A 10,313-nucleotide genomic window follows, 5' to 3' on the forward strand; every position below is an offset into this window, starting at 1 on the left:
AGAACGCCTTGCACCGGCCATCCACCGCCAACCCACGCTGCCGCGAAAACTCCACAAACATCCCTGGCGAAGCCATCACCGTCACGCCACCCGCCAGCGCCAGGTCGCACTCGCCCCGGCGGAGCGCCTGCACCGCCAGATGCAACGACACCAACGACGACGAACACGCCGTGTCCACCGACACCGCAGGACCCTCAAGCCCCAGCGCGTACGAAATACGGCCCGACGCCACGCTTCCGGACGTCCCGGTGCCGAGGAAGCCGCCCATGTCGGCGGCGGCGGCCTGCCCGTTGCCGTAGTCGTGGTACATCACGCCCGCGTAGACGCCGGTGCGGCTGCCGCGCAACGCGTGGGGGTCGATCCCCGCACCCTCCACCGCCTCCCACGACGTCTCCAACAGCAACCGCTGCTGCGGATCCATCGCCACCGCCTCACGCGGCGAAATCCCGAAAAACGCGGCATCGAACTCCCCCGCCCCGTGCAGGAAACCCCCCTCCCGCGCATACGTCTTGCCGGGGGTTCCGGGCTCCGGGTCGTACAACCCCGCGACATCCCAGCCCCGGTCCACCGGAAACCCCGACACCGCATCCGTCTCCGATGCCACCAGATCCCACAGGTCCTCCGCGGAACCCACCCCACCCGGGAACCGGCACCCCATCCCCACAATGGCCACGGGCTCGTGCGCCTGCTCCTCCGCCTGGCGCAGCTTCTCCTGCGTCTCGTGGAGCTCCACCATGGCGCGGCGGAGGTAGTCCCGAAGCTTCGCCTCGGAGGTGGCGGAGCCGTTTGCTGAGTCGGAGTCGTTGGTGGACACAGTTCTCCTGAGATGGTCTCGTGGTGCGGTCGTCGCCTCAGAGCGCGTGCGTCGGCAGGTTGTTCACTGCCGGAACCTGCTGTTCATTGCCGGGACCTGCTGTTCACTGCCGGAACTTGTTGTCGAGCAGGTCAAACAGCTCGTCGTCGGTCGCCGTTCGCAGGCGGTTGCCCACCGCCTCGTCCGGGCGGTCGGACTGGCCGGCTCCGGTACCGTCGGTCACTGCCGGGCCGCCGTCGGCCGGTCGCCCCGGTACGGCCAGAGTCGCGAGCAGGGCTTCGAGCCGTCGGGTGACACGGCCCCGCACCTCGTCGTCGACCACTGCTTCCGGTGCGCCGTCCAGTTGTTCCTGGAGCCGGTCGAGGGTGTGGAGTACGGCTGTCTCGGGGCCGGGCAGTTCGCGGTCCAGGAAGACCGCGAGTGCCTGCGGGGTCGGTTGGTCGAAGACGATGGTGGCGGGAAGGCGCAGGCCGGTGGCTGCGGCGAGCCGGTTGCGGAGCTCCACCGCCGTGAGCGAATCGAGGCCCAGCTCACGGAAGTTGCCGTCCCTGGTGACGGCCATGGTGTCGCCGTGCCCCAGCACCGCCGCGACCTCCGTACGGATCGCCTCGGCGAGTACGGCTGCCCGTTCGGCGCGGGATGCCCCGGCCAGGCGTTCGGCGAGCGCGGCTGTGCCCCGCCGGTCGGCATCGGGGGCGTTCGTCCCCGCCGTGGAGGACGCGGACGTGGAGGCAGGGGCGGCGAGCGAGCGCAGCACCTCCGGGATCCGCTCGGCGTCGTGCGCGTGCAGCGCGGCCGGGTCGACCCGTACCGGCAGGATGACCGCGGCGTCCTCCGGTCCGGCAAGCACGGCGTCCAGCACGGCAAGCCCCTCGGCCCGGTGCAGGGGAACGATCCCGGTGCGCCGCAGGCGGGCCGCGTCCACGTCGGTGAGGGTGCCGGCCATGCCGCTGTCCCACGGCCCCCAGGCAAGGGAGACGGCCGGCAGTCCCTCGGCCCGGCGGCATACGGCGAGCGCGTCGAGGTAGGCGTTGGCCGCGGCGTACGTGGACTGGCCGGCGCTGCCCAGCGTCGAGGCGGCTGAGGAGTACAGCACGAAGGCGGACAGGGGCAGGTCCCTGGTCAGTTCGTGGAGGTTCCAGGCCGCGTCGGCCTTGGGGCGCAGTACACCGTCCAGGCGCTCGGCGCTCTGCGCGGTGACGACGCCGTCGTCCAGGACTCCGGCGGTGTGCAGGACGGCAGTCAGCGGCCGGTCGGCGGGGATGCCGTCGAGTACGGCACGCAGGGCGTCGCGATCGGCCGCGTCGCAGGCCACGACGTCGGCGCGGGCTCCGAGCACGGCGAGTTCCTGGACGAGTTCGTCCGCGCCGGGCGCCGCGGGCCCGCGCCTGCTGAGCAGCAGCAGGTGGCGTACGCCGTGGGCGGCGGCGAGGTGTTTCGCCGCCATCGCGCCCAGGCTTCCAGTGCCGCCGGTGACAAGTACCGTGCCCTGCACGGCTGTTGTGCCTTGCGCGGATGCCGTTCCCTGCTCGGATGCCGTGCCCTCCGTCGTTACCGCGCCCTCCGCGGTCGGCCGGGCCGGTGCGGGCGTGGTGGAGCCCGCGCGCACCAGGTCGGCCTGGACCAGTGCGGGCCGCAGCAGGACTCCGTCGCGGACGGCCGACCGGCCGCCGAGGGTGGCGGCCACGGCCAGGGCGTGCCGGGAGGCGGGGGCCCCGTCCGTGTCCACCAGGGTGATGCGGTCCGGGTGTTCGGCCTGAGCGGAGCCCAGCAGTCCCCAGACGGCGGCGGCTGCCGGGTCGACACCGCCGTCCCCCGTGTCCACCGCACCGCGGGTGACGAAGGTCAGTGGCCCGGGGCCAGGAGACGCGTGGTCGTGGTGTGCGCCGTCGACCCACCGCTGGACGAGGGTGAGGGCCCGCCCGAGCGTGTCCCGCACCACATCCGGATGTGAACCCGATGAGCCACCCAGGTCCACGAGGAGCGGAACGCCGTCCCGTTGGCTCTCCTCGGCCGCCTTGGCGAGCAGTTCCTCGTCGGTGGCGTCGGCCCAGCGCACGTGGAGGTCCTCGGGGCCGGGCGCGGGCCCGGTCGGGGACGGCCCGCCGGGGCGGGCGCTCCAGCGCAGCCGGTGCAGCGGCAGCTGTGCGGCACCCGCGGCGGCGAGACCGTCGGTGTCGGGGCGGCGCAGGGCGAGCGCGTCCACCGTGAGGACGAGCCGTCCGGCGGTGTCGACGGCCGTGAGCGCGACGGCGTCGGCGCCTGCTACGCCGGGTGCGGCGGTGATGCGTACCCGCAGGGCGTCGGCGCTCGGACGGTGCACGCGGGCGCCGGTCCACGAGAAGGGTACGAGCCCGTGCTCCAGGCCGAGTCCCGGTGCCGCGGCGTGCAGCGCGGCGTCCAGGAGAGCGGGGTGGACGGCGTAGCGGCCGGCTTCGTCGGCGTACGCACCGGGCAGCCGGACGTCGGCGAAGACCTCGGTGCCGCGGCGCCAGGCGGCGGACAGACCGCGGAAGGCGGGCCCGTATCCGATGCCCGCGGTGGCGAAGCGCTCGTACTCGGCCGAGATGTCGAGGGGTACGGAGTTCTCCGGCGGCCAGGTGGTGCCGAAGGGCGACCGGTCAGTGGGCGGTTCGTCCGTGCCGCCGACGGTGCCGGAGGCGTGGCGCGTCCAGCCGCCGCCCCGCGGTGCCGAGGCGTCCGAGTAGATCCGCAGGGTGCGCTCACCGTGTGTGTCCGGGGCACTCAGCGTGACGCGCAGCCGTACCGTCGCGTGCCGGGGCAGCACCAGCGGCGTCTCCAGGGTGAGTTCGGAGACGGTGCCGGGGACGGGGCCGGCCGTGGCCATGGGCGCGTCGGCGTGCGGCGCGGAGGCAAGCACCGGGGAGGCGTGCGACGGGGAGGCCTGCGGCGCGTCGGTGACGTGCTGGGCGAGTTCCAGCAGAGCGGTTCCCGGCACGACCGCCTGGCCGCGCACCGTGTGCTCGGTCAGCCACGGGTGGCTGCGGAGGGACAGGCGCCCGGTCCACACCGTGCCCTGTCCTTCGGGCAGGGGCACGGCGGCGGACAGCAGGGGGTGCGGGCTCGCGTCGAGCCCCATGGCCTCCGGGTCGGACGCCGCCGGCACGTCCAGCCAGTAGCGCTTGCGCCGGAAAGGATAGGTGGGCAGAGCGGCTGCCAGCCGGGCGGCCTCCTCGGGGTGCTCCGGCCGCGCCGCCGGCAGAGCCGGTGCACCGTGGGCGTACACCTCGCCCACCGCGCGCGTCAGGGCGTCCGTCTCACCGTGGTTCCTGCGGAGCACCGGCACGGTGAGCGAGCGGCCCACGGGTTCCCGCGGGCCGTGTGCGGTGTCGTCGTCGAGGCAGGACCTGACCATGGCGGTGAGCACCGCGTCAGGTCCCAACTCCAGGTAGGTGTCGACGCCGTCGGCGCGCAGGGCGCGGATGCCGTCGAGGAACCGCACCGGCTCGCGCACATGGCGGACCCAGTGGTCCGGGCCGCACGGATCAGCGGGAGTGCCGTTCTCCATGGTCAGGTTCGACATGAAAGGAAGCGTCGGCCGACGATGGCGCAATGCGCGAGCAACTTGTTCGAACTGTGTCAGCATCCCGTCCATGCGGGGCGAGTGGAACGCATGGCTGACGGTGAGCCGTTTGGTGTCCCGGCCACGCGACCGCCACAGCTCCACCAGGTCGAGCACGGCCTGTTCGTCGCCCGAAACCACCACGGACGAGGGGCCGTTGACGGCGGCGAGGGAGATCTCCGTCTCACGGCCCACCAGGTACGGAGCCAGCTCCGCCTCGCTCACCGCGACCGCGGCCATCGCGCCGCCGCGGGGCAACGCCTGCATGAGGCGGCCCCGTGCGGTGACGAGGGCGCAGGCATCGGCGAGGTCGAGGACTCCCGCGACATGAGCGGCGGAGATCTCGCCGACGGAGTGCCCCATGACCGCGTCCGGGCGTACGCCCCATTCCTCGGTGAGCAGCCGGAAGAGGGCGACCTGGAGGGCGAAGAGCGCCGGCTGGGTGTATTCCGTACGGTCCAGCAGCGCGGACTCCATGGCGGTTCCGGCGCCGTTTGCCGCCTCGGCCCCGGTCCGGACGGCGCCGGGATCGGCGTCGCCGAACATGACTGCGCGCAAGGGGAGTTCGAGGTGCTGGTCCATCTCGGCGCAGACGGTGTCCAGGGCCCGGGCGAAGGCGGGGAACCGGGTGTGGAGCTCGCGTCCGGCGCCCGGGCGCTGGCTGCCCTGACCGGAGAAGAGGAAGGCGGTCCGGCGCTCCGCGGCGGCCTCGCCCGTGACGACGCGGGCCCCGGCGGCCCTCGGCTCGTCCGCATCCCGCCCGTCGGCGAGCGCGCGCAGTCCGCCCAGCAGCGTTTCGCGGTCCTCGCCGATGACGACGGCGCGGTGGCGGAAGGCGGTGCGGCGGTGCGCCAGCGCACTCGCCACGGCGGCCACGGGGGCCTCCAGGGCGCTCAGGTGCGTGTGCAGGCGGTCCGCCTGTTCCCGTAGCGCCTCGCGGTCCCGTCCCGACACGGTCCACATCACGGGGGCCGCGCGGCGGGGAGCGACGACCTCCGCCGTCCGCGCCCCTTCCGGGGCGGCGGCGGACCCCACGTCCGGGTCCGGTACTCGCTGTATGTCCTGCTCCGGGGCGGCGGCGCTCTCCAGGATCAGGTGTGCGTTGGTGCCGCTGGCTCCGAAGGACGACACGCCCGCGCGCAGCGGTTCCCCGTCGGCGCGAGGCTGCCACGGCACCGGGCGGGTCAGCAGCTCCACCGCGCCCGACGCCCAGTCGACGTGCGACGACGGCGCGTCCACGTGGAGCGTCTTCGGCAGCACACCGTGGCGCATGGCGAGGACCGTCTTGATGACGCCCGCGACACCGGCCGCCGCCTGCGTGTGTCCGAGGTTGGACTTCAGCGACCCGAGCCACAGCGGGCGGTCCGCGGGCCGGCCGCGGCCGTACGTGGCGAGCAGGGCCTGTGCCTCGATCGGGTCGCCGAGCCGGGTCCCGGTGCCGTGCGCCTCGACCGCGTCGATCTGGTCGGGTCCCAGCCGGGCGTGGTCGAGCGCCGCCCGCACGACCCGCTGCTGTGCCAGGCCGTTGGGCGCGGTCAGACCGTTGCCTGCGCCGTCCTGGTTGACCGCCGAACCGCGGATGACGGCCAGCACGGGCCGGCCCTCGCGGCGGGCGTCGGAGAGGCGTTGCAGCAGGACCATCCCGGTGCCCTCGCCGAAGCCCGTGCCGTCGGCGGTGTCGGCGAACGCCTTGCAGCGTCCGTCCGCGGCGAGCCCGCGCTGGCGGGAGAAGTCGATGAGCATCGTCGGCGTCGACAGCACGGTCGCCCCGCCCGCGAGCGCGAGGTCGCACTCCCCCAGCCGCAGCGCCTGGGCGGCCAGATGGAGGGCGACCAGGGACGATGAGCACGCCGTGTCGATCGTGACGGCGGGGCCGCGCAGGCCGAGTGCGTACGAGACGCGGCCCGACGCGACGCTGCCCGCGCTGCCGTTGACGAGGTAGCCCTCCAGGTCGGCCGGCGCGCCGGCGCCCGGCCGGTGGATCAGTCGGGCGCCGTAGTCGTCGTACATCACGCCCGTGTACACACCGGTGCGGCTGTCCCGGACGGTCGTGGGGTCGATTCCCGCGCGTTCCAGGGCCTCCCAGGACGTCTCCAACAGCAGCCGCTGCTGGGGGTCCATGGCCAGCGCCTCGCGTGGGGATATCCCGAAGAACTCGGGGTCGAAGCCGGCGCAGTCGTCGAGGAACCCGCCTTCACGGGCGTGGCTGGTACCCGGGACGTCGGGGTCGGGGTCGTAGAGCGCCTCCAGGTCCCAGCCACGGTCGTCGGGCAGCCCGGACACGGCGTCCGTCCCCGTTTCGAGGAGCCGCCACAGTTCGTCGGGGGTCGTCACCCCGCCGGGCAAACGGCAGCTCATCGAGACGATCGCGATCGGCTCGCGGGCGCTCTCCTCCAGCGACGTGAGTTGCTGCCGGGTGCTGAGCAGCTCGGCGGTGAGCCGCTTGAGGTACTCCCGGACCTTGTCGTCCCGGGTCCTGCCGTCCGGTGTGCCGGTGTGCCGGGCGCCCGCGCCGGGCGGCGCGCTCTCCCGGGCCTCGGTGTGCGGGGCCTCGTTGCTGCTCACAGTTGCTCCTCGATGAAGGCGAAGAGGTCGTCGTCGCTCGCGGAGTCGAGCTGTTCCTCGACCGCCGCCCGCGTACTGGTCGGGTCCCCGCCGGGCCGGGGGCGGCCGGTGGATGCCTCGGATGCCGCTCGGGCGGCTCGGGCGGCTCCGTCAGCTCCAGCGGCTCCAGCAGTTCCAGCGGTGCCGGCAGCTCCGACCGTGACGAGCGCGGACTCCAGTTGCCGACGGACCAGCTCGCGCCTTTCGTCGTCCGCCGCCATGCCCGCCACGGCGGCCAGCAGGGCCTCCAGGCTCGACAGGGCCGCGTCGCCGGCGTCCTCGTCCCCGCCGTCCAGGCCGAGTTCGGCGCCGATGTGCTCCGCGACGGCTCGCGGTGTCGGATGGTCGAACACCACGGTCGCGGGGAACCGCAGCCCGGTTGCGGCGTTCAGCTGGTTGCGCAGCTCCACGGACATCAGCGAGTCGAACCCGCTCTCGCGGAACGGCCGTCCCGGTTCCACCGCCTGGGGATCTGAGTGGCCGAGCACCTTCGCCACCCGGGCCCGCACCAGGTGGAGCAGTTCACGGCCACGGGCGGGTTCGTCAAGCGCCGCCAGCCGACCGGCGAGCGCCTCGGGCGTGACGGCCGACGGCCCGCCGGCGCCCTCGGCGGACGTCGCGTGCCGCGAGGGCGCGGTCCGCGCCGCCGTGTGCCGCGCCGTGTCGGCCGGGACCAGCGCCCGCAGGAGTACGGGCACTGCCTCGGGCCCGTTCTCGGCACTCTCCCGCCCCAGCGCCGCAAGATCCAGCCTCATCGGTACGAGAAGGGCCCGGTCCGAAGCCGACGCGAGGGCGCGGTCCGAAGCCGACGCGAGGGCGCGGTCGAAGAGCGCGAGCCCCTGCTCGTTCGACATCGGAGCGATGCCCGAGCGCCTCATGCGCCCCAGGTCCCGTTCCGCCAGGTGCGACGTCATGCCGGTGGCCTCGCCCCACAGGCCCCAGGCGAGCGACAGCCCGGGGAGCCCCTGGGCGCGGCGGTGGTGCGCCAGGGCGTCGACGAAGGTGTTCGCGGCGGCGTAGTTGCCCTGCCCGGGGCGCCCGAGGAGCCCGGCGGCTCCGGAGAACAGCACGAACGCCGCCGGCTGTCGGTCCGCGACGAGTTCGTGCAGATGGAGAGCGGCGTCGGCCTTGGACCGCAGTACGGAGTCGATGCGGTCCGGGGTCAGCGCTTCGACCGCGCCGTCGTCGAGGACGCCGGCCGCGTGCACGACACCGGTGAGTGGACGCGTGCCGGGGATGCCCGCGAGCACCGAGCGCAGTGCGTCGCGGTCCGCCGCGTCGCAGGCGACAAGTTCCGGTTCCGCGCCGAGTTCCCGCAGCCCCGCGAGAAGTGCGTCGGCCTCCGGGGCGGACGCGCCGCTACGGCTCAGCAGAAGCAGGTGCCGTACGCCGTGGCGCTGCACAAGGTGTCGTGCGAACAGTCGGCCCAGCGTGCCGGTGGCGCCGGTGACCACGACGGTGCCGTCACCGAGTTGAGGGGTGCGGGGCGTCGCGCCGGGAGCACCCGGGCTGTCGCCGGAGGCAGGGTCGTCTGGAGCCGGGTAGCTGGTGGCCGGGTGGCTGGGAGCCGGGTGGCTGCTGATCGAGGCGGGCGGAGCCGGGTGGCCCGGACCGGCTGACGTGCCGGTCGGCACCTGCGTTCGCGCCAAGGTCGGCGCGTACAGAACGCCCTTGCGTACCGCCAGCTGAGGCGCTCCCTCGGCGATCTCCCCCAGGGCGGCCGGGATCGCCGCCGCGGACAGGTCGTGGGCGTCCACGTCGATGAGCCCGAACCGTCCGGGGTGTTCGGACTGCGCCGAGCGGAGCAGTCCCCACAAGCCCGACCGGGAGAGCCCGGGGACGTCCTCGTCCACAGCGGCGGCGACCGCGCGTTCCGTCAATATCACGAGCCTGACGTCCGCGACCCGTTCGTCGGCCAGCCACTCCTGGACACAGGCCAGGCCCTCGTGCAGGACCGCCCGCACCTCGTCGGCGACGGGCCGGTCCGGCTCGGCACCGGGGCCGAAGGTGACCACGACGGCTTCCGGCGCGGCGCAGCCCTCGGCGAGATCCCGGCGCAGCTCGTCGAGACCCGTGTACTCGGTGAACCCGGCCGCTTCGGCCGCGTGGCCGAGCCGGGAACGGATTCGGTCGCCACCGACCAATGCCCAACGCTCCGGCCGGCCGGCCGCTCGCGCACCGACTTCCCGCCACACGACCTCGTAGAGGGGAGCGGTGGTGGAGGCGCCCAGGGAGGCGGCGAGACGGTCCCGCTCCACGGGCCGCATGGCCAACGCGTCGAGGGAGAACACCGGGTCCCCGGCGGGGTCCACGGCCTGGCACGACAGCGTTCCGTCCGCGCTCCGGACCAGCCGGACACGTACCTCGTCGGCGCCCGGCGCGTGCACGGTCATACCGCGCCAGACGAACGGCAGCAGCAGTTGGCCCGCGGGCACCTCGAACAGGCCGCCCGCCATCCACGGCTGGAGCGCGGCATCGAGGAGCGCGGGATGGACGGCGTACCGGGGGGCATCGGCCACCACACGGCCCGGGAGCCGTACCTCAGCGAACACCTCGCCGTCCCGGCGCCAGACCGACCGCAGGCCACCGAACGCCTCGCCGTACTCGTAACCCAGCTCGGCGAACCGGTCGTACAACTCCGTCGGTTCGACCGGAACGGCGCCGGCGGGCGGCCACTCCGTGCGGGCCCAGGCCGCTGCCTCGCTGCCGACGTCGTCGCTGTCGGTACCGGTCTCCTTGTCGCCGACTACCTTGCTGTCGGCCCTGCCGGCCTGCGTGAGCCGCGCGCTCGCCGGGGCCAGCAGGCCGACGGCGTGGAGTGTCCAGGGGGCCCGGTCCGCGTCCGCGCCGAGGCCGCCGGCACCGGAGACCGCAAGCTCGTCGGGCTTCGCGTGCACCGACACCCGGCACCTGCCGGACTCGTCGGCGTCCGCGACGCGCACCTGGATCTGTACCCCGCCGCGCTCCGGCAGGACCAACGGTGCGCGGACCTCCAGTTCCTCAAGCGCCGGGCACCCTGCGACCGAACCGGCGTGCAGGGCGAGTTCGACGAACGCGGTGCCCGGGAGCAGCGGAACACCCGAAACCGCGTGGTCGGTCATCCAGGCGTGCGAGGCGAGGGCCCACCGCCCGGCGAGCAGCACCTCGTCGGAGCCCGCGGGCCGGAGGGCGCCCCCGACGAACGGGTGCTCCTGCCAGGTCATGCCGAAGCGAGCGGCTGCGACATCACCGACCCCTGCGGGGGAGGTCTCGGCCCAGTAGTGGGTGCGCTGGAAGGGGTAGGTGGGCAGGTCGACCCGGCGGGTGGCGAGC

3 protein-coding genes are annotated in these 10,313 nt (G+C 74.1%); all 3 read right to left on the bottom strand.

Annotated elements, in window-relative coordinates; all coding sequences use genetic code 11:
* Positions 1 to 814, bottom strand: an 814-nt coding sequence (locus IE185_RS32485) for a beta-ketoacyl synthase N-terminal-like domain-containing protein (protein WP_373303780.1), incomplete at its 3' end; no start/stop codon positions are given.
* A gap of 103 nt (positions 815 to 917) precedes the next feature.
* Positions 918 to 6,962 (bottom strand): type I polyketide synthase, encoded by a 6,045-nt coding sequence (locus tag IE185_RS32490; protein WP_138897338.1) that lies wholly within the window; start codon positions 6,960 to 6,962, stop codon positions 918 to 920.
* Positions 6,959 to 10,313: type I polyketide synthase (locus IE185_RS32495; protein WP_189716529.1), on the bottom strand; the 3,355-nt coding region annotated here is incomplete at its 5' end. The genes IE185_RS32495 and IE185_RS32490, both read right to left, overlap by 4 nt.

The sequence above is a fragment of the Streptomyces chryseus genome, from assembly GCF_014650755.1.
In the GTDB taxonomy this organism is placed as follows: Bacteria; Actinomycetota; Actinomycetes; order Streptomycetales; family Streptomycetaceae; genus Streptomyces; species Streptomyces chryseus.